The organism is Acinetobacter sp. C26M, from assembly GCF_023702675.1.
Lineage (GTDB): Bacteria > Pseudomonadota > Gammaproteobacteria > Pseudomonadales > Moraxellaceae > Acinetobacter.
Map to the genome: position 1 here is coordinate 3,709,018 of NZ_CP098478.1, position 20,148 is coordinate 3,729,165.

At 43.1% G+C, this 20,148-nt stretch carries 13 protein-coding genes, 2 tRNA genes and 3 rRNA genes; 5 read left to right on the forward strand and 13 right to left on the reverse strand.

Annotated elements, in window-relative coordinates:
* Positions 1–25: 25 nt before the first annotated feature.
* From NDN11_RS17080 to NDN11_RS17095, 4 genes are all read right to left on the reverse strand, one after another.
* Positions 26–2,296 (reverse strand): TonB-dependent siderophore receptor, encoded by a 2,271-nt coding sequence (locus NDN11_RS17080; RefSeq protein WP_251110295.1) that lies wholly within the window; start codon positions 2,294–2,296, stop codon positions 26–28.
* 191 nt (positions 2,297–2,487) lie between these two features.
* Positions 2,488–3,699, reverse strand: a complete 1,212-nt coding sequence (locus NDN11_RS17085; protein ID WP_167250126.1) for an MFS transporter — start codon at positions 3,697–3,699, stop codon at positions 2,488–2,490.
* A 78-nt stretch (positions 3,700–3,777) separates the two neighbouring features.
* The gene (locus NDN11_RS17090; RefSeq protein WP_251110296.1) at positions 3,778–5,034 is read right to left on the reverse strand and encodes an esterase-like activity of phytase family protein; all 1,257 of its coding nucleotides are present in this window, start codon (positions 5,032–5,034) and stop codon (positions 3,778–3,780) included.
* A gap of 150 nt (positions 5,035–5,184) precedes the next feature.
* Positions 5,185–5,592 (reverse strand): helix-turn-helix domain-containing protein, encoded by a 408-nt coding sequence (locus NDN11_RS17095; protein ID WP_251110297.1) that lies wholly within the window; start codon positions 5,590–5,592, stop codon positions 5,185–5,187.
* An 82-nt stretch (positions 5,593–5,674) separates the two neighbouring features.
* Between NDN11_RS17095 and NDN11_RS17100 the strand changes: the two genes are divergently transcribed.
* The 5 genes from NDN11_RS17100 to NDN11_RS17120 all read left to right on the forward strand — a co-directional run bounded on the left by NDN11_RS17100 (position 5,675) and on the right by NDN11_RS17120 (position 8,728).
* Entirely contained in the window at positions 5,675–6,166 is a 492-nt protein-coding gene (locus NDN11_RS17100) for a DUF2938 domain-containing protein (protein WP_251110298.1), read from the forward strand.
* A gap of 11 nt (positions 6,167–6,177) precedes the next feature.
* Positions 6,178–6,753, forward strand: coding sequence for a flavodoxin family protein (locus NDN11_RS17105; protein WP_251110299.1), 576 nt, complete (start codon positions 6,178–6,180; stop codon positions 6,751–6,753).
* The gene (locus NDN11_RS17110; protein ID WP_004656444.1) at positions 6,750–6,968 is read left to right on the forward strand and encodes a DUF2798 domain-containing protein; all 219 of its coding nucleotides are present in this window, start codon (positions 6,750–6,752) and stop codon (positions 6,966–6,968) included. The genes NDN11_RS17105 and NDN11_RS17110 overlap by 4 nt, the downstream gene beginning before the upstream one ends.
* Positions 6,969–7,283: 315 nt before the next feature.
* Positions 7,284–7,847, forward strand: coding sequence for a lytic transglycosylase domain-containing protein (locus NDN11_RS17115; RefSeq protein ID WP_251110300.1), 564 nt, complete (start codon positions 7,284–7,286; stop codon positions 7,845–7,847).
* Positions 7,848–8,185: 338 nt separating this feature from the next.
* Positions 8,186–8,728, forward strand: coding sequence for a lytic transglycosylase domain-containing protein (locus NDN11_RS17120; protein ID WP_241329629.1), 543 nt, complete (start codon positions 8,186–8,188; stop codon positions 8,726–8,728).
* Positions 8,729–8,781: 53 nt separating this feature from the next.
* Here the strand turns inward: NDN11_RS17120 and cysK are convergent, their stop codons facing one another.
* From cysK to NDN11_RS17165, 9 genes are all read right to left on the reverse strand, one after another.
* Positions 8,782–9,783, reverse strand: coding sequence for a cysteine synthase A (cysK, locus tag NDN11_RS17125; protein WP_251110301.1), 1,002 nt, complete (start codon positions 9,781–9,783; stop codon positions 8,782–8,784).
* A 190-nt stretch (positions 9,784–9,973) separates the two neighbouring features.
* A complete protein-coding gene (locus tag NDN11_RS17130; protein WP_251110302.1) occupies positions 9,974–10,516 on the reverse strand; it encodes a GNAT family N-acetyltransferase in 543 nt (180 codons plus the stop codon).
* 148 nt (positions 10,517–10,664) lie between these two features.
* Positions 10,665–10,779 (reverse strand): 5S ribosomal RNA (gene rrf / locus NDN11_RS17135).
* A 159-nt stretch (positions 10,780–10,938) separates the two neighbouring features.
* Positions 10,939–13,829 (reverse strand): 23S ribosomal RNA (locus tag NDN11_RS17140).
* Between the two features lie 364 nt (positions 13,830–14,193).
* Positions 14,194–14,269: transfer RNA gene (locus NDN11_RS17145), tRNA-Ala, on the reverse strand.
* Positions 14,270–14,324: 55 nt separating this feature from the next.
* Positions 14,325–14,401, reverse strand: a tRNA-Ile gene (locus NDN11_RS17150).
* Between the two features lie 59 nt (positions 14,402–14,460).
* Positions 14,461–15,998, reverse strand: a 16S ribosomal RNA gene (locus NDN11_RS17155).
* Together the 16S, 23S and 5S rRNA genes with 2 tRNA genes alongside form the textbook arrangement of a ribosomal RNA operon.
* A gap of 704 nt (positions 15,999–16,702) precedes the next feature.
* On the reverse strand, positions 16,703–18,679 hold the full coding sequence (locus tag NDN11_RS17160) for a glycine betaine transporter (protein ID WP_251110303.1): 1,977 nt from the start codon (positions 18,677–18,679) through the stop codon (positions 16,703–16,705).
* Positions 18,680–18,909: 230 nt separating this feature from the next.
* The gene (locus NDN11_RS17165; protein ID WP_251110304.1) at positions 18,910–20,133 is read right to left on the reverse strand and encodes a CaiB/BaiF CoA transferase family protein; all 1,224 of its coding nucleotides are present in this window, start codon (positions 20,131–20,133) and stop codon (positions 18,910–18,912) included.
* Positions 20,134–20,148: the final 15 nt, after the last annotated feature.

Genomic DNA, 20,148 nt, shown 5'->3' on the forward strand with positions numbered 1-20,148 from the left:
CAACAATCATCCATGAGGCCTTATATTAAAACTTAGCGCGCAGCGTGAGCTTCATATTTCTTGGCTCACCATAACGATTAGAGTCCGTTGTTAAATACGAGTAGTATTTTTTATCAAGGACATTATTGGCATTAACAGCAATCGTAATATTTTCACTCAAAGGATAACTCGCCATCAGGTTAACTAATGCATAACCTTCCTGTTTAGCTGGCTTAGAACCATAGCGTCCGACTAGCCATTCGCTTTGGTAATTGACCCCGCCACCAACGGTTAGATTGTTCGCTAACTTGTAAGTCGCAAATAAACGCGCAATATGTTCAGGTGTGGTTTCATTGAAGGTCTGACCTTGCTTGCTCACATCTTTCTTATATTCTGTCGTATTGTAAGTATAGCCTGCCGAAAGATTTAAATGTGGTAATACTTCCCCACGTAGTTCCGTTTCAATACCCTCACTAATTACTTCTCCAGCTGCAACATTACAGTACCCTTCTCCACCATTAAAAGCACACTGGCCTTTGCTGCTTTGATCTTGGAAAGCACGATTGATTTGGTTGGTTCTAAAAGCAGCAATTGAGGCAATTAGCTTATCGTCATTAAAGCTCCCTTTTACCCCAATTTCATAGACGTTGCCCTGAACTGGATCAAGCAATTTCTCATTACGATCTTTGACATTCTGCACCACAAAAGTATCAGTGAAGCTTGCATAACCCGTATATGTATCATTGAAGTCATAAGTTAAACCCACATAAGGCGTCCAGATATTATCTTTCTTATAATGAACCGCACGACTATCAACAAACTGACCTGTAACATTACTTTGATATTCTGAGTCATATTTGAATTGGCTCTCACGTACGCCTGTAATCAATTTTAATGAATCAGCTAAGTTCCAACGAGTGGTCAGATAAAATCCCGTTTGCTCGGTTGTTAAATATGAACGACCGCCATCTTTATCATAACGCGGCGCAGCATAAGGCAAGTTGTAAGGGCTAAAACTAAATACATTCACTAGCATTTGCTCAACACCAGCAGGTTTAGTCTTGGCTTGTCGATCCCACAATGAGCCATCTGCCATTATGGTATCCCAACTACTCCACTGACCAGGAGTATCACTTTTCTGATGATTGATCCCTGCAACAAGCTCATGTTCACGTCCTAACAAGCTAAATGCGCCTTTAGTAAAGAAATCGAATACATCTAATTGCTGGTTATAACGGTAGCCATATTTGTTGATTGTTGCCTTCGGATTATTCTTATCAATTGCACCTGTGTTAGCAAAAGCAAGACTGGTAAAGGCCATATCCATATCGATATCAGCTCTTAAATAACTACCCTTTACCATCCATCCATTCTCAAACTGATGAGTTAAATCAATAAAAGCCTGGCTATTTTTCTTGTCCCAAAAGTCTCGATAATCACAACCACAATTATTCCTATCCAGTCCTATATCAGAACCATCTGAATAACGTGGTAAACTATTCACAGGCACCGCATGTTCTTTTTGTTGGGAATAGCCAAAATTCAGCAAAGTATTTTTTGTCAGATCTGCGCTGATAATCCCGTAAAGTAAATTGCTGTCACGTGTGACAGCTTTCATCCATGAATCACCGTCTTGATAAGCTAAAACCAGTCGCCCCCTTACACTCCCAGATTCATTCAAACGGTTGGAAACATCGACTTCCCCACGAACAGTATTCCATGAGCCATAACTCACTGCACCGCTAGCGTGAAAATCTGCTGTTGGTTTTTTACGAATCAGATTCACTGTACCAGCCGGCTCTCCTGAACCTTGTAATAAGCCTGCTGCACCGCGCAAAACTTCAACACTCTCCAGCATCGCCATATCTGGCTTTGAAGAAGCCACATTAGTCGCATTGACTGCAACACCATCATATTGCATCAAATTGGAGTTCCATCCATCTCCCATATTGAAACCACGTATTGAGAAGTTGGTGCGTTCGGTGTTATCGCCCGTTAAAATGATCCCTGTAGTATTTAATAAAGCTTCACCTAAATTGGTTGCCCCCATGTCCTCCATTTGCTTTTGAGTAATCACAGAAACCGACTGAGGTGTTTCTTTAATACTCAGGTTGAGTTTGGTTGATGTACTGGCTTTTTTCTTGGTGTAATTATTTTCTAAGCCATCCTCCGCTGTGACCACAATAGTCGGTAATACATCTGTTTGTGTGGTTGTTGAGTCCGTAGCTGCGTAGCTTGTACCGATCCAACAACTATAGAGTGCAAGATAAATAATACTTTTAGGAAAAATTCGAGATTGAGAGATAGGATACTGCATGAGATTCTCCATTTAAAATGAGAATCATTATCTTTATATTTTACATTTAAACAACATTTATGTTCATATTTTATGCATTATTTTCTGCTTTAGCTTATCAACGCTGTAAATAAAGGAGACTTAACTTTTATTCAGGAAACATTGACTGTTTAGAAAACCGGAATAAAACACTCTCTAAATATCCTCTCCAATTATTCGAATAATAGAGTCTTGGACTTTAACCGCAACGCTAAAAATAGCCCCATTGCTAGAACCACAACCACCATAAGACTTATCCCCGTCCAGCCATAATTTTCCCAAACTAACCCTCCACTACTGCCAAGCAAACTTGAGCCGATGTAATAGCAAAATAAATAGAGTGAAGATGCGACAGCCCGATACTGAACAGCTTGAACAGAAACCCAACTGCTGGCTGTCGAATGTGCCGCAAAAAATGAAAAAGTAAAAATAGTGAGACCCAGTAAGATGCTCCAAAGCGACGGAATCAAGGTGATCAATAAACCAATAATCATCATCACCAGTAATACAGGTAACACTTTATCGCGCCCATATTTAAAGCCCCATTGTGCGGCTTTGGGTGAGCTATAAATCCCTGCCAGATAGGCAATCGAAATCAAACCAATCCATGTTTGCGATAGATGAAACGGTGCTTCTAATAAGTGGTAACTGATGTAGTTAAAGACCGTGACCAAGCAGCCCATTAAAATAAAACCTTGGGCAAATAAAATACGTAGTTTCGGGTCTTTTAGATTTTGCTCAAATGCTGCTTTAAAACGTGAGAATCGGAACGGAAATGGTTTGAAATGCTGTGATTTAGGTAATAACAGATAGAATAAGCAGGCAATCACAAAATTCAGAAAACCAATAATATAGGTTGCTGATTGCCAAGAAATAAAATCAACCAAAACCCCTGCAATCAGACGCCCACCCATGCCACCAATCGCTGTGCCTGAGATATAAAGCCCCATGGCAAAACCGATATCTTTCTGCGCAATCTCTTCTCCAATATAAGTCATTGCCACTGCGGCAACCCCACTGACCGCCAGACCAATCAAAACACGGGTACTAAGAAAGATTTCCCAAATCGGAAAAGAAGCACTAATCAGCAATAAAATCGAGACCAGAAATAAGGCAAATACCATAATCGGTTTACGCCCAAAACGGTCAGAAATAAAGCCTGTAAATAGCAGACCGATAGCCAACGCGATGGTAGAAAAAGAAAGGGGGAAACTACTGTGGGTCGGGGTGACATGAAAGAATTCTGCAAAAATCGGCATCATCGGCTGTACACAGTACAATGAGGAAAATGACGCGAAACCAGCGAAGAACAATGACCATAAAATCGCAGTAAACGATTTCGAACCATATTCAATATGGGTTGGGCGTATAACTGATTCAGACATCGGAACTCCTTATGCCCGATCAGTATACGCCTTCGACCGAAATGCGGAATGATCATTTCGGCCATTTTTATCAAATGTTTAAAATAATGCTTTAGGCAGATGAATCTGAATCATTTCATTATCATCGGCAAGTTTGGCATTGCGGCCCGATGAACCTGGAAAATTGTTGTCATTCAATACCGTCAAAGTGGTGCCATTTTCAATAATCACATCTTCAATGGTTTCAAATGGGAAGGCAAACACCTTACCTGTACCAATATCCCCTTCACGTGCTGTGCCATACAGCCCATTTGGATTGGCAATTTTCATTAAGTCGACCAAGTCTTCGCGTGCCACTACCTGCTTCGGTTCATTGAATTTAATCCGAATCAGTTTCTTATGGCCGCCGAGATTATTTTGACTCACATCGCGCTCAATAATGATGCCTTCTTTGTCATTAAACAGTTGGAAGTCGCCAATATTGGTGGCTTTGCTGTCGAGTACGAACCAATAATAAACACCCGTATAGGCTTTCTTCTGAAGATCAAATTGCGAGATCAGCAGTCTACCTGTCGAGTCATTCAGCAATGGCTTTTCCAGCAGCGGATACAGGTATTTGCCATCTGGTGAAATCGCCATGCCTTCAAAACCACTACTGCGCCCCACCAATGGCTCAACATAATTGATATTGGCTTTATTCAGTTGATTTTGCGGTGAGCGTAACTCTTGGCTCGGATTAAATGGATTTGGTAAAGCAATCGGAGCATCTAACAACACACCATCTGCTGAGAAATGTAGCAAGAATGGGCCAAATTCATCACCAATCCAATAGGTACCATCTGGCGCACGTTGCATCGATTCAGGATCAAAATCCGCCCCAGTCAATAAGCGTTCTGCCGTATTACCATTCACAATCTCAAAAGGAATCCGTTTATTTGGATCACGTAATTGAATGAAGCTTTGTACGGATACTTGTCCCGTGCCTTTGCTTTTGGTTTTAAAATCGGCTTTGATTTTATAAATGCGTAATAAGAAATCAGCAGAGTTATCCTGCGTGCCAAAACCATTATCGGCCATGGCCATATAACTGCCATCCTCATTTTTTAAGGCAGCAGAAAAACCTTGTACGGGTTGCCCTTTAAAAGGAGGATAAATGCCATTGGCACCACTCACCGCTTTACCTGAATCTGGTCCAACGGCATAGGTTGCGACAGGAAGCTTGGCGAAAGAAATCAGCGTAGGTTCTGTGACTTTGTCTGTCGATGTATTCTGATCTTGATTATTGTCATCATTATTACAGGCAGTTAAACCCAAAGCACTACAGCAAAATAAGGCCAATAAAGTTTTCTTGTTCATCATTTTATACATTTGGTAAAAATTTACGCAAATTAAAACAAGTTTTTATGACGCTTTTACTGCAATAAAATGAAGTCTTTATGGCGAAAAGATGACAATGCTACGCGACATTTTATCTTAGCAATCACCGCCACTACCGCAGCACCCACCTTACTCAAGCTTGATCGGTTGATATTCACCAGCAATCGCAGCTTTTAAAAAGTTTTGAAAGGTTGGGCATTGCATATGATTTTCTGCAGGGCATACCGCAGCATGTCTCAGTCCTTGGCTGATAAAGTGCAGACGTCGGGTCATTTGTTCCAGTTGCTCTGCTTTCTCATTCAGCATGAATCGGTCCAATTCGGGCTGACCACTTTCCCCAAACATATGTGCAATTTCATTGAGAGAAAAACCTGCTGCTCGCCCCAAAGCAATCAATGCCAATTGATCCAAGACGTGCTTGCCATATTGTCGACGTAATCCATGGCGGCCTATTGATCTAATTAAACCCTTTTCCTCATAAAAGCGTAAGGTTGAGGTCGTCACATTTGCCCGTTTAGCAACTTCTCCAATATCCATAAAAAACCCCTTGACTTCAAGTTGACTTGAACTTGCACACTATCTTTATCTCGTTTTATCCAGAAAAGATCAAGGTGAAAAAATGAAAACTACTGAACTATTATTCCAAATCCTCTGTTTAGGTGTTGGCGCCACGCTGATCATGGATATTTGGCTATTTATTTTAAAAAAACTCAATCAGCCCACCTTAAATTTTGCCTTACTGGGTCGTTGGGTCGGTTGGATGTTTCGAGGCAAATTCATCCATACATCGATTGCGCAAAGCCCTGCCATTCAAAGGGAATATGCCTTGGGTTGGCTGGCACATTACAGTGTCTGCATCCTCTTCGCGCTCAGCTTTATCCTGATTGTAGGAGATGTATGGTTACGGCAGCCTCAATTTAGCTCCGCGTTTATTTTCGGGGTGATTACAGTGCTCATTCCCTTTTTCATCATGCAACCGGCCATGGGCGCAGGTATTGCCTCATCTAAAACCGCACAACCTTTGCACAACTGCCTACGAAGTCTGATTAACCACGGTATTTTTGGCTGTGGTTTATATCTCAGCGCTCAATTGCTTGCACTGTTTCACTGAGGGATCAAACCGTGAAATCAATTGCCGTTATTTATCATAGCCGTCAAGGTCATACCCAATTTATTGCCCAACAGATTCAACTCGGAGCAGCACAAGTTGAACAGGTTAAAATTGATTTATTCACCGCTGAACAGTTGATGTCTCAACCCGAGCTACTCTGTCCCTATGATGGACTGATTTGGGGTTCACCAACCTATCTGGGTGGAGTTTCTGGCACATTGAAACAACTGATGGATGCCACTGGCCCATTATGGAAGAAGCAGGCATTTAAAGGAAAGTTAGCCGCTGGATTTACTGTTTCCTCACTGCCCGCAGGCGATAAGCAATCCACCTTGATTTCACTTTTCACCTTTGCAATGCAACACGGTATGATATGGGTGGGCAACCCAATTTTACCTGAGCAGCATCAAGGTGTTCCATATACACAAGCTGCCAATCGTCTCGGGTCATGGTCAGGTCTTATGGCACAAGCTGAACATGCCAGTCCGGCAAATGCTTTTGATTTTGGTGATATTAAAACGGCTCAGCTATTTGGGAAAAATTTTGCATTCAACTTAAGTGCATATCAAGGAGTGATATTCAGGTGAAAGCAGCAAGTCTTTTATTTCCATTGATTTTATCTTGCATGATGTCTTTTTTAATCTCTGGCATCACCACATTAAAGGCAGTGGGTTTTATCGATCATTTCTTTGCGATGTGGATGTCAGCATGGATCGTGGCTTGGATGTTTGCCTTTCCTAGCGTATTGGTCTGCGCGCCAATTGCACAAAGATTGGTGGGCTGGATTCTAAAGAAACGCTGATTTGCACTTTGTAAGTAAAAGCCTACAATAACTGTGGTGATTGGCGAATATACTGAATGAGATAGATTCACTAATATATCAATCATAGAGAGATAGGATGTCTCATTCAGAACAACAAGAAACACAGGATGTGGTCGTTGACAGGAGTTGGCGGCAAGAAACCAAATATCAGAAAGCCTCGACAGGATGTCGGGGCTTTTTTATTCAGCTTAATATCTAAAACTAAACGATTTACCTCTATAGATTGCATTGACTCCCATCGGCTTGCTCCCTACCATCCGCATGTTTTATCAATGACGGTCAAATTTTTCTACGATGATAATTTACAAAAAATTTTCTTTTTCTCGCTTTCACATTACTTTTGCTAAATTAAGTCTCATTTTTTTAAGTACTTACTTCACTGTCGCGTGTACGACAACCAAAGCACCTACGGTAAATCATTCCCAAAAATTATCTTCTGGTATTCAAAATGCTTTTTCCGTATCACCAACAACCGCAAATCGGGTCGCTCCAATCATCCTGCAAACGGCTGAGCGTCACAATATTTCACCACATTTATTGGCTGCACTGATTCGTCAAGAGTCTAGCTATAGAACTCGTGCACGCTCTTCAGCAGATGCCGTGGGTTTAACCCAAGTACGCCCAAAATTTTGGCAACAGTTCTGTCCTGGTGATTTATATGATGAACACGTCAACATCAATTGTGGTGCCTACATTTTAGCGAATTACTATCAATCGACAGGTGATTGGTCAAAAGCCCTCGGTTATTACAATGTTGGCCCTACAGGATATCGAAGAAGTCCATACATGCGTCAGCAAGCTGAACGCTATGCCAGCTCAGTCAAACGCCATGAACAAAGTTTAAAAGAAGCACTATAAAGCCCTGTTGTAAGCAAAAACCTACAATAACTGCGGTGATTGCCGAATATACCGAATGAGCTAAATTCACTAATATATCAAGTATAGAGAGACAGGATGTCTCATTCAGAACAACAAGAAACACAGGATGTGGTCGTTGACAGGAGTTGGCGGCAAGAAACCAAATATCAGAAAGCCTCGACAGGATGTCGGGGCTTTTTTATGACCCTCTCAAATCCAACCATGACCGTAAAATAACTACTATTGACTCCCCTAAACTGAGTGCATACCATCCTTATACTTCTGTTTGGTATCGGGTTCAGGTTTTGCACATCACATCGACTTCTTCTGATCAACATATGGCTTTTAAACCATTTGCCTCAATCATTTTAAAGATCAGCCTTGTTGTGCTTGCAATCAGTCTATCTGCATGTAGCAGTTTAAGCGGATCCTTTGCCAATCGCTCGAATCAACTTTCATCAGGCTTACAAAATGCCTATTCCGTTTCGCCTAGCACAGCAAATCGTTTATCACCCATGATTATCCAAAGTGCTGAGCGTTATGATGTATCACCGACTTTACTCGCCGCGCTGATTCGCCAAGAATCGAACTACAACAGTTCAGCGCGCTCACCAACAGGGGCAATCGGTTTAACCCAGATTATTTCCAGCCATTGGCGTCAGTCTTGCCCTGGCAATCTCTATGATGAGAATGTCAATATTAACTGTGGTGCACATGTGCTCTCGACCTACTATAGATCTGCTGGCAGTTGGTCTAAAGCAGTGGCCTATTACAATGTCGGACCGACAGGTTACGAACGCAGTTTTTGGACGCGGCATAAAGCCAAGAAATATGCTCGTTCGGTTAAACATCACGAAAAAAACTTGAAAAAAGCACTTTAAAATCAAAAAAAACCATGCTTAAAGCATGGTTTTTTATGGGCTGAATAACGAAATTAAGCTTCGTCAAACAAACCTTCAAATAAAACTGAAGATAAATAACGTTCACCACTATCTGGTAAAATCACCACAATGGTTTTGCCTTCATTTTCAGGACGTTCAGCAATTTGCGCTGCTGCCGCTAATGCTGCACCACTAGAAATGCCAACTAAAATCCCTTCTTGGGTTGCACACTTTCTTGCCCACTCAATTGCATCAGTACTATTCACGGGTAAAACTTCATCAACCAAATCTAGGTCTAAGTTTTTAGGAATAAAATTCGCACCAATCCCTTGAATTTTGTGTGGTGCAGGTGTGATGCTTTCTCCACGTTTAGTTTGCGTGATGATTGGTGATTCCGCAGGTTCAACCGCAACTGAATACAATGGTTTATTTTGAACTTGCTCAAAATAACGTGAAATACCTGTAATAGTTCCACCAGTTCCTACACCAGCAACCAAGATATCCACTTGACCATTGGTTGCCTGCCAAATTTCAGGGCCAGTGGTGTCTGTATGAATCTGTGGATTGGCTGGGTTCTCGAATTGTTGCGGCAAGAAATATTGTTCAGGATTTTCAGTGGCTAAACGAACAGCCTCATCCACCGCACCTTTCATACCTTTGGCTGGGTCAGTCAGAACCAGATCTGCACCTAATGCTTTTAATACTTTTCTACGCTCTAAACTCATACTTGCAGGCATAGTCAAGGTAATTGGATAACCTTTTGCTGCTGCAACGAATGCCAAAGCAATGCCTGTATTACCACTGGTCGGTTCAACAATATGCATACCTGTTTTAAGAACACCACGTTTTTCCGCATCTGCAATCAACGCTGCACCAATACGACATTTTACTGAAAATGCAGGGTTACGGCTTTCTACTTTTGCCAGTACCGTTGCACCCGTTTTAATGAGGCGATTGATACGAACTAAAGGTGTATTACCAATCGCTTCGGCATTATTTGAATAAACTGCGATACCTAGGTTGGCAGGTGTTGGAAATTGCTGATCGGTCGACATGTTATTTCCTTATTAGATTTGGAATGATTCTCAATCATTATAGGCTTGTCAGCCAAGGAGGAAAGTAGAAAACGTTAAGATTTATGAAAAGTTATAAATTATCGAAGTGAAATACCAACCTATTCTTATCTTTATGCGGTCTTTTACTTGAAATAATTTTATTAGATATGAATACCCTACATAGTTTTTACTACCAAAGTTCGCCCTCTCTCCAATCCGCGCAAATAGCATCATCAGCTGTGTTATGTGATAGTAACTCTTTCAACTTTACACTCAATGGATACAACAGAATTTCATGCTCATCTGTCAGATAAGTAGAGGCATTTTGTTTGATATATAAATCCCCCGACCAAGATGTCCAACCTAGTTTTTTATAAAATCCATCATCTTCAGGCTGTAATGCAGTAAGTTCATAACCCAAAGTAGTTAAAGCATCGATTAAATATCTTAATAATTGTGATGCAAGCCCCTTCCCCCGCATCCTGTAATCAGTCGTCACATATTCCACATAAGCAGTTTTTACACTGGTATCGTCATTAACAATGAACATTCGATCCGTCCATAGAGCGTGCGATACAATCTTTTCATCCAATATACCGACTAGATGGGAAGCCGTTTGCATGAAGGCATATTGACTCCAAGGATCTTCATCAAAAGCTGTAAAGCATAACTCAGCAATCTGTTCTCGCTGTAGTTTATGCAGATCTTGAGCGGTGATAATTTTAAATTGCATGAACTGATGCTCAATTCAAATTGTTTATATCTTAAGCAAGAAAAGGAAGAGTATGAAAGTTTTTAGTCAAATCTAATTAGAATAAATAAAATTCCGCGCAATAAAAAACACCCCAACCTCTCTCGAGATTGGGGTGTTTAGATTTAAAAGCTGGCGATGACTTACTCTCACATGGCAAGTGCCACACTACCATCAGCGCTAAGAGGTTTCACTTCTGAGTTCGGGAAGGGATCAGGTGGTTCACTCTTGCTATTGTCGCCAGCAAACTGTTTTGGTTTTGGGTGGTCTTACGTTTTTTGCCACTTAGTACCGAAAGAGTTATTAACGGATTAGTTAATTGAGTCGGTATTGTAACTAGATTTCACACTAAATCAAGTTATGTATTGAATTTATCTTGAATACAACAACTGTTTGGGTGTTGTATAGTCAAGCCTCACGAGCAATTAGTATTGGTCAGCTTCACACGTCACCGTGCTTCCACACCCAACCTATCAACGTCCTAGTCTCGAACGGCTCTTTAGAGGAATAAATTCCTAGGGAAATCTTATCTTGAGGTAGGCTTCCCGCTTAGATGCTTTCAGCGGTTATCCCTTCCGAACATAGCTACCCGGCGATGCGACTGGCGTCACAACCGGTACACCAGAGGTTCGTCCACTCTGGTCCTCTCGTACTAGGAGCAGATCCTCTCAAATTTCCAGCGCCCACGGTAGATAGGGACCGAACTGTCTCACGACGTTCTAAACCCAGCTCGCGTACCTCTTTAAATGGCGAACAGCCATACCCTTGGGACCTGCTTCAGCCCCAGGATGAGATGAGCCGACATCGAGGTGCCAAACACCGCCGTCGATATGAACTCTTGGGCGGTATCAGCCTGTTATCCCCAGAGTACCTTTTATCCGTTGAGCGATGGCCCTTCCATACAGAACCACCGGATCACTAAGACCTACTTTCGTACCTGCTCGACTTGTGGGTCTCGCAGTTAAGCGCGCTTTTGCCTTTATACTCTACGCGTGATTTCCGACCACGCTGAGCGCACCTTCGTACTCCTCCGTTACTCTTTAGGAGGAGACCGCCCCAGTCAAACTACCCACCAGACATGGTCCTCGCCCCGGATTACGGGGCAGAGTTAGAACCTCAACATTACCAGGGTGGTATTTCAAGGACGGCTCCATTGGAACTAGCGTTCCAACTTCAAAGCCTCCCACCTATCCTACACAAGTAAGGTCAAAGTTCAATGTCAAGCTGCAGTAAAGGTTCACGGGGTCTTTCCGTCTAGCCGCGGGTACACTGCATCTTCACAGCGATTTCGATTTCACTGAGCCTCTGCTGGAGACAGCGCCGCCATCATTATGCCATTCGTGCAGGTCGGAACTTACCCGACAAGGAATTTCGCTACCTTAGGACCGTTATAGTTACGGCCGCCGTTTACTGGGGCTTCGATCAAGAGCTTCGCTTACGCTAACCCCATCAATTAACCTTCCAGCACCGGGCAGGCATCACACCCTATACGTCCACTTTCGTGTTTGCAGAGTGCTATGTTTTTAATAAACAGTTGCAGCGGCCTGGTTTCTGTGGCTGCCAATAGCTCAGGGAGCAAGTCCCATCACCGTCAGCAGCGTACCTTCTCCCGAAGTTACGGTACCATTTTGCCTAGTTCCTTCAGCAGAGTTCTCTCAAGCGCTTTGGTCTACTCGACCTGACCACCTGTGTCGGTTTCGGGTACGATTCCTGTGTAACTGAAGCTTAGAGACTTTTCCTGGAAGCATGGTATCAGCCACTTCACTGTACAAGTACAGCTTGCTATCAGTTCTCAGCATAGAGTACCCCGGATTTGCCTAAGATACATGCCTACAACCTTCCACCTGGACAACCAACGCCAGGCTGACTTAACCTTCTCCGTCCTCTCATCGCATTACACAGAAGTATTGGAATATTAACCAATTTCCCATCGACTACGCCTCTCGGCCTCGCCTTAGGGGTCGACTCACCCAGCCCCGATTAACGTTGGACTGGAACCCTTGGTCTTTCAGCGAACGGGTTTTTCACCCGTTTTGTCGTTACTCACGTCAGCATTCGCACTTCTGATACCTCCAGCATACTTCTCAATACACCTTCATCGGCTTACAGAACGCTCCCCTACCACTTGACTAATGTCAAATCCGCAGCTTCGGCACATAGTTTTAGCCCCGTTACATCTTCCGCGCAGGCCGACTCGACTAGTGAGCTATTACGCTTTCTTTAAAGGGTGGCTGCTTCTAAGCCAACCTCCTAGCTGTCTATGCCTTCCCACATCGTTTCCCACTTAACTATGATTTTGGGGCCTTAGCTGGCGGTCTGGATTGTTTTCCTCTTGACTACGGACGTTAGCACCCGCAGTCTGTCTCCCGGATAGTACTCATTGGTATTCGGAGTTTGCATCGGTTTGGTAAGTCGGGATGACCCCCTAGCCGAAACAGTGCTCTACCCCCAATGGTATTCGTCCGAGGCGCTACCTAAATAGCTTTCGGGGAGAACCAGCTATCACCAGGCTTGATTAGCCTTTCACCCCTATCCACAAGTCATCCCCTGGCTTTTCAACGACAGTGGGTTCGGTCCTCCAGTTAGTGTTACCCAACCTTCAACCTGCTCATGGATAGATCGCCTGGTTTCGGGTCTATACCCAGCAACTAAACGCCCTATTAAGACTCGATTTCTCTACGGCTCCCCTATGCGGTTAACCTTGCTACTGAATATAAGTCGCTGACCCATTATACAAAAGGTACGCAGTCACCGAACAAGTCGGCTCCCACTGCTTGTATGCATGCGGTTTCAGGATCTATTTCACTCCCCTCACAGGGGTTCTTTTCGCCTTTCCCTCACGGTACTGGTTCACTATCGGTCAGTCAGGAGTATTTAGCCTTGGAGGATGGTCCCCCCATATTCAGACAAGGTTTCACGTGCCTCGCCCTACTCGTCATCATTGTGTGTGCCCTTTCGTGTACGGGAATATCACCCTCTACGTTCGCACTTCCCAGAGCGTTCCACTAGAACACACACAACTTAATGGGCTGCTCCCCGTTCGCTCGCCGCTACTAAGGGAATCTCAATTGATTTCTTTTCCTAAGGGTACTGAGATGTTTCACTTCCCCTCGTTCGCTTCATAAGCCTATGTATTCAGCTTATGATACCCGCCTTATAGCGGGTGGGTTCCCCCATTCAGAAATCTCCGGATCAAAGGATATTTGCCGCCTCCCCGGAGCTTTTCGCAGGCTATCACGTCTTTCATCGCCTCTGACTGCCAAGGCATCCACCACATGCACTTAATTACTTGACTATACAACCCCAAACAGTCGTTAACACATACAAGTGAGTGTTATCGTTGCAAACTTAATTGCTACTGGTTTGTTGTCTGTGAACTTAATCACCATACAGCTTCAATCTAAATTCATATACCAAAACGCTTGATTCAGTGTTTTTGCTAGTTCTCAATTTCATTCTTTCGAATGAATTGAGTGAACAATTTATTTCAGACTCAATTTTCTAATCTGTTAATGATTAACTACCACCTCGTCGGTGAGTAGTAAACTGTGATAAATCACAGAAGTTAATAAACTAAGATCTTTCGATCTTCTTATTTATTAATTTCTATAAGCTATCTTGGAATTTAACTTTCGTTTTCTACATTACTTCGTAATGTATGGTGGAGACTAGGAGAGTCGAACTCCTGACCTCCTGCGTGCAAAGCAGGCGCTCTACCAACTAAGCTAAGTCCCCAGCTTATCATTTAATGAACGACATATCTTTCAATCTAAGCTACTGCAATCAGATTTGGTGGGTCTGACAAGACTTGAACTTGTGACCCCACGCTTATCAAGCGTGTGCTCTAACCAACTGAGCTACAGACCCTCAGATACATCTTCGAAGAACAACTTGTTGTGGATTCTTACCGATCGTCAATCTTTCGTTAAGGAGGTGATCCAGCCGCAGGTTCCCCTACGGCTACCTTGTTACGACTTCACCCCAGTCATCGGCCACACCGTGGTAAGCGTCCTCCTTGCGGTTAGACTACCTACTTCTGGTGCAACAAACTCCCATGGTGTGACGGGCGGTGTGTACAAGGCCCGGGAACGTATTCACCGCGGCATTCTGATCCGCGATTACTAGCGATTCCGACTTCATGGAGTCGAGTTGCAGACTCCAATCCGGACTACGATCGGCTTTTTGAGATTAGCATCCTATCGCTAGGTAGCAACCCTTTGTACCGACCATTGTAGCACGTGTGTAGCCCTGGTCGTAAGGGCCATGATGACTTGACGTCGTCCCCGCCTTCCTCCAGTTTGTCACTGGCAGTATCCTTAAAGTTCCCGGCTTAACCCGCTGGCAAATAAGGAAAAGGGTTGCGCTCGTTGCGGGACTTAACCCAACATCTCACGACACGAGCTGACGACAGCCATGCAGCACCTGTATGTAAGTTCCCGAAGGCACCAATCCATCTCTGGAAAGTTCTTACTATGTCAAGACCAGGTAAGGTTCTTCGCGTTGCATCGAATTAAACCACATGCTCCACCGCTTGTGCGGGCCCCCGTCAATTCATTTGAGTTTTAGTCTTGCGACCGTACTCCCCAGGCGGTCTACTTATCGCGTTAGCTGCGCCACTAAAGCCTCAAAGGCCCCAACGGCTAGTAGACATCGTTTACGGCATGGACTACCAGGGTATCTAATCCTGTTTGCTCCCCATGCTTTCGTACCTCAGCGTCAGTATTAGGCCAGATGGCTGCCTTCGCCATCGGTATTCCTCCAGATCTCTACGCATTTCACCGCTACACCTGGAATTCTACCATCCTCTCCCATACTCTAGCTTCCCAGTATCGAATGCAATTCCCAAGTTAAGCTCGGGGATTTCACATCCGACTTAAAAAGCCGCCTACGCACGCTTTACGCCCAGTAAATCCGATTAACGCTCGCACCCTCTGTATTACCGCGGCTGCTGGCACAGAGTTAGCCGGTGCTTATTCTGCGAGTAACGTCCACTCATCCTAGGTATTAACTAGAAGAGCCTCCTCCTCGCTTAAAGTGCTTTACAACCAAAAGGCCTTCTTCACACACGCGGCATGGCTGGATCAGGCTTCCGCCCATTGTCCAATATTCCCCACTGCTGCCTCCCGTAGGAGTCTGGGCCGTGTCTCAGTCCCAGTGTGGCGGATCATCCTCTCAGACCCGCTACAGATCGTCGCCTTGGTAGGCCTTTACCCCACCAACTAGCTAATCCGACTTAGGCTCATCATTTAGCGCAAGGTCCGAAGATCCCCTGCTTTCTCCCGTAGGACGTATGCGGTATTAGCATTCCTTTCGGAATGTTGTCCCCCACTAAATGGCAGATTCCTAAGCATTACTCACCCGTCCGCCGCTAGGTTAGGTAGCAAGCTACCCTTCCCCGCTCGACTTGCATGTGTTAAGCCTGCCGCCAGCGTTCAATCTGAGCCATGATCAAACTCTTCAGTTTAAAATCATTAGTAGCTTATGGCTACAAATCTTGGCTCATCAATTTTCTGACTAAAAATTCGCTCAAATAAACTTCGAGAAATTTCTACCATTCAATCAATGAAATATTTTCGATCGATCAATCAGTAAAAATCCACACAAGTTGTTCTTCTATTCTCTTAATGATCTTCTCGATGATTCGTCATCATCAAGCTAGGTCGGCTATATTACTCTAAATTTCTTCAAAGTCAACAGGTAATTTAGATATTTAGCAAACTTATTAATCAAACCAAGAATCTAACCTCTCTAGCCAAATCCTTGTTTCTCAACAAGTTTTTATCTGCATCACCGCCGATGGATGTGCATTCTACAGCATTTCAGGGCAGGCGCAAGCACTTTTAAAAATTAAATTATTCGGTTGTTTTATTTTTAAACTTTAACTTATCTAATTCACTGATTTATATAATTTAAAATTTATTAATTTTCTTAAAAGTGAATTTAAATAAAGTAAGGCACTGTAATTTAAGCCTTTTCTATCAAATTTGTTTTAATTATCAGCGGAAAAACAACTTAATCTTTATATTTAGCTTTTATTTTAGCCACCTCACTTCACTAAAAAGTCTTTCCAGCATCCTCTTCATGCTTAAAATACAATCATCCAAATAAAAACAACGGCTTTGATAAGCTCAAAACCGTTGTTTTCAATATCGCAGTCAGAATTTTTGATTAAGAACTTGTGCCTCTCACAATATTCAAGAAATAAAGATGGCGTTCATATTGATCAATAATATCTTGGATTAAATCTTCCTGGGTCCAATCCATCACATCATAATTTTGACCACCTTCTCTTAAGAACACTTCTGCCTGAAAGTAATTGGCCTCATCTTCATCTGCACGCCCTAACATAAAGCTAGGTGGGACAGTGGCATGCGAAACCACTTTATACGTAAAGTTAATTTCATGATGATGATCGACATGCAGTTGCAAGCCATTTTCTATCTCACGAATATCCACTTCTAAATGGCGGCGTTTAAATTCACGTTGAATACTTTCAAAAGCCTTACGAACTTGCGTATCGATGTATTGCTGAACTTCTTCCTCTGTATGCGGATAATGCATGATCAGCCCCAAACGTTGCTGCCAACTTCTTGGGTTATTAATCGCTCGCGGTGTAATTCGTGCTTCCTGAATCGCTTTCATCTTGGTCACATCAAGTTTCAAGGCTTTCAATAAGCCCCAACTCATTAGCAACATAATAAAAGTAAAAGGCAATGCGCTCATAATGATAGAGGATTGCAATGCAGATAGACCACCGACCAACAATAGAATAATGGCCAATGCTGCCATTAATACCGTCCAAAATAGTCTCTGCCATGTCGGTGAATTTTCAGATTTCGCAGTCAGGTAGTCCGTTACCAATGCCCCAGAGTCGGCAGATGTGACGAAGAATAACATCACCAATACTGTCGCGAGTAAGCTCATCACCCCTGAAAAAGGCAAATGATTCAAAAATTCAAATAACGCAACAGATGAATCACTTTGTACGGCATGAATCAAACTCACATTATGCTCTTGCATAATATTGAACAGTGCAGCATTCCCTAAAAAGCCCATCCAGATAATGGTAAAACCAGTCGGGATGAGTAATACACCGACAATAAATTCACGGATGGTTCGTCCACGCGATACACGTGCAATAAACATCCCAACAAATGGCGACCATGAAATCCACCATGCCCAATACATAATGGTCCAGCCACCAATCCAGCCATTCGGTTGATAAGCATAGAGGTTAAAGGTCATACCAAATAGGTTCGACATATACGAACCCATGTTCTGAATGGTCGTTTGTAGTAGATAGATACTTGGGCCAGCAATAAATACAAAGGCTAAAAGTACCAAAGCCAAGACCAGATTCAGCTCAGAAAGACGTTTTACGCCTTTATCCAAACCGAGAAATACTGACATTGAAGCGAGAATACTTACAAAGACAATCAAACCCACTTGGACTTGACTACTTTGCTCCACCCCAAATAAATAATGTAAGCCAGAATTAATCTGAGTAACACCAAAACCCAGAGAGGTTGCTACCCCAAAGACCGTACCAATGGTGGCAAAGGTATCAATACCATCGCCCCAAGGACCATAAATCTTCTTTCCTATAATCGGATATAAAGCTGAACGCGTTTTTAAAGGCAGATTATGACGATAAGCAAAATAGGCTAAAGCCAATCCAACCACGGCGTAAATTGCCCACGCATGTAGACCCCAATGGAAAAAGGTAATGCGTAAAGCTTGCTGTGCAGAGGCTACACTCTCAGGGTCACCACTTGGTGGGGTGACATAGTGCATCACTGGCTCCGCCACACCAAAGAACATTAACCCGATCCCCATTCCTGCAGTAAATAGCATGGCAAACCATGAGCCATTGCTATATTCAGGCTGACTATGATCAGGTCCTAATTTGATTTTTCCACTGGCAGAGCAGGCAATATAAATCAATAAAATCAGGAAGACCGCAACAGACAATACATAGAACCAGCTAAATGAGTCTGTGATCCACTGCTTTAATTGTTGAGTCAAAAATTCAAATGAACTCGGTGCGATAATGACGATTGCCAGAAAAATCGCAATAATAATTACCGTGCTTAAAAACACGTTTGGATTGACATTCGCAAAATGCGAAGATGGCTTGGAAGGCATAATTCCCCCACGTTATTCTAATGATAATGGACAGGCCATAATGGCCAAAGAAGACATTCACAATGTGAATAAAAGCGAGCTTAAAGCATGTAAAACTCGATACTAATTATAAAAAATGTGAAAAATAAAGCAGTTGTAATGCTGTAACAAAGATAATGTTTAACCACTGCACTCTTTTGTCAAATACAGATTTAAAGCAATCTAAACGTTAAAATAAATTTCAGGCATTTTTACAAATGCCCGATGACACCGAGTTCAGTTAAATGTACTAAGTTTTCTGCTGAGCAATATTTTGCCAAAATTTGATGGGTATGCTCTCCCAAACGTGGTGGTGCAAGACGGTATTCCACAGGTGTTGCAGACAACTTCAACGGTGACGCAATCATTTTAAAATGACGATATTGGGGATGTGGGATCTCGACCACCATTTTCCGTACTTGTACTTGGGGTTCTTGTAATGCCTCATCCACATTATTGATCATCCCGACAGGCACTTTGACTGCATGAATCCGTTCTACCCAATATTGTGCAGCTTGGCTAAGAAAATGCTGATCCATTAAAGTGGTCAACTCTCCACGATGTGCAAGTCGATCCTGATTGAATCTAAACTTGGGATGCTCAGCCCATTCAGCTTGACCGATAGCCTGACACAGGGCTTTAAACTGGGCATCATTACCACAAGCAATAATAAAGTCCTTATCTTTTGCCTTAAACGTTTGATAAGGCACAATATTGGCATGTGCATTGCCCCAGCGCTTCGGTGCCTGACCTGTAATCAAGTAGTTCATCCCATGATTGGCTAAACCTGCGACCTGTACATCGAGCAAAGATAAATCAATATGCTGTCCTTTCCCCGTGGTTTGACGTGACCAAAGTGCAGCCTGAATCGCAATCGTGGCATACAAACCTGTTTGCAAATCGGTAACGGCAACCCCAACTTTTTGTGGGCCACCACCTGCTAAATCATCACGTTCACCCGTAATACTCATCAATCCCGCCATGCCCTGAATGACAAAATCATAACCAGGTTCAGATGCACGTGGTCCCGTTTGCCCAAAACCCGTAATTGAGCAATACACCAGACCCGGATTGATTTCGCTTAAACTGGCATAGTCCAGCCCATATTTACGCAATGAACCAACTTTATAATTTTCAATCAGGACATCACTGTCTTTGACCATTTCTCTGAGTAAAGCTTGGCCTTCATTTGACGCTATATCAATCGCAACCGAATATTTATTCCGATTCGCAGATTGATAATATCCCGCCTCTCTTGTGCTTTGTCCCGTATCGTCTTTCATCCATGGTGGTCCCCACATACGAGTATCATCACCCGTTTTAGGACGTTCAATCTTAATGACTTCAGCCCCTAAATCAGCCAGAATCTGACTGCACCAAGGCCCTGCCAAAACCCGACTTAGATCTAGTACACGCAAACCTGTCAATGCACCCATAATGATCCCTCCTGA